At 65.9% G+C, this 1,624-nt stretch carries 1 protein-coding gene and 1 pseudogene; both read right to left on the bottom strand.

Translation table 11 applies throughout. The features are described from left to right. Window positions 1–79: 79 nt before the first annotated feature. Window positions 80–252, bottom strand: a pseudogene (locus tag AB0N17_RS46555) (IS5/IS1182 family transposase); the annotation flags it as partial. A 91-nt stretch (window positions 253–343) separates the two neighbouring features. After that, window positions 344–1,624: VWA domain-containing protein (locus AB0N17_RS46550; protein ID WP_366017713.1), on the bottom strand; the 1,281-nt coding region annotated here is incomplete at its 5' end.

Raw genomic sequence — 1,624 nt, 5'->3', positions numbered from 1 at the left:
TGTCTGTTTTAGGCCTCGCCCCGGGGGGGCGTTGTGTGGTGTGGGGCCCCCGCCCGTTCACCGGCCTGTGCCGGGGCTGGCTGAAGGCGAGGAAGTGCTCGGCTTTGCTCGTAACGGTGGTGCAGTCGATGGCATCCGGCAAGCCAGGACATCGTGCGTTCGACGGTGTCGGCCCAGGCGGGTCGATGACTCGACGCGCTTGCGGACGATGCGGTGGGTGATGCTCCGTCCGCGTAGCCATCGCCGCAGGTGGGAGCAGTCAGGAACTATCGAGTCGGCCGATGCTCAGCGGCTGAAATCGCCGACAACGTCGAAGCGGAACGGATGCTGTGCGGCGTGGGTTTCAGTGGTGGAGGCCGCCAGCGGCCAAGTGGATGAAGACGGCTGCCACTTGATCCGGAGTGTTCAGGAAGTCTACGTAGCCGCCGACGGGTTCGATGGCTTTGCCGACCACCTCGGCGGCTTTGCGGTCTCCGAAGGCGACTACGCTGAGATGTACTGGGCGTTTGGGGTCTTGCAGTGCTTGCAGTCTGCTGGACAGCTGGCTTGCAGAGGCTCCGCCGGGATCGTCCTGGTTACGGCCGTCGGTGAAGATCATCACTTGGTTCTGTACCCCGGGCCGGTAGTGGTCGCGCGCGTTGGTGTATGCGGCCAGGATTGTGTCATGGAGGCCAGTTCCTGTGGGTCTTGCGTGCATGTTTTTCAGCGCCATGGCGAGGGCTTGCCGCTGGCCGTGGCTCAGCGTCGCCTCTGGGAGAAGTTCGCGATAGTCGTTGGCGCCCTGGAGTCTCACGCCGAACTCCCACAGGCCTAGCCGCGCATCGTTGGGCAGCACGCCGCACAGTGATTGCAAACCTTCGCGCACCAACCCGATCAGGGAAGTGGTCGAGCCGGGTGCCGCTTCCGCCATCGAGCCGGAAACGTCGATCACGATGAGCGCATCGGTACGTCGATCCTGCGGGTACCAGGTGGCGAAGACGTGATCAACATGATGAGCGGCCAGGACGGGAAGAGCCTTCGCGAGCCTCGTCGCGAGCAGGCCGGCGTTCGGGGTCGCAGTACCGTCAGCGTCGCGGAGATGCGCCATGGCGCGGGCTTCTGAGGCTTCGCTTCCGCTGAGTGCCGCCTGCAGCCGTTTCAGGGCGGCGAGACTACGAGCGTCCGCGATTCCGGTGGCCGTGGGCAGCCAGGTGTAGCGGAGTGTGGCTGCGAAGTCGCCCCCCGGCAGGGCGCTGCGCCCTGATGCAGGCGATGCTGCCAAGGTGTACTCGGGTACCAGGCCGACCTCACCGGTCTTGGTTCGCAGCAGCTCGCTGGAAGCCGCCACAGTGCGGGTACGCCGATGAGCCCGGTAGAGCCACAGTGCGGACGCGTCCATGCCCTTGTCGCGCCAGACTGCCTCCGCCGCAGCGCCAGTACCGACAAGACCGTCCCCTGACCCGCCAGGGTCCCGTACGACGAGCCGTAGCTTTCGGGCATCCATCAGCTTCGCAAGTGCCAGCCATGAACCACCGGCAGCTCGCAACCGAGCACCGGTGGCTGCGTCGCTCACCATGTACAGCGGGCTGGTCGCGAGCACCGTGCCCGCACCGGCGGTGTCCTTCGCCAGCCTGACCTCAGGAGC

The sequence above is a fragment of the Streptomyces sp. NPDC051133 genome (assembly GCF_040682635.1).
Lineage (GTDB): Bacteria > Actinomycetota > Actinomycetes > Streptomycetales > Streptomycetaceae > Streptomyces.
The sequence above is the reverse complement of the archived record's forward strand: the minus strand, read 5'-3'. Positions and strand labels throughout refer to the sequence as shown.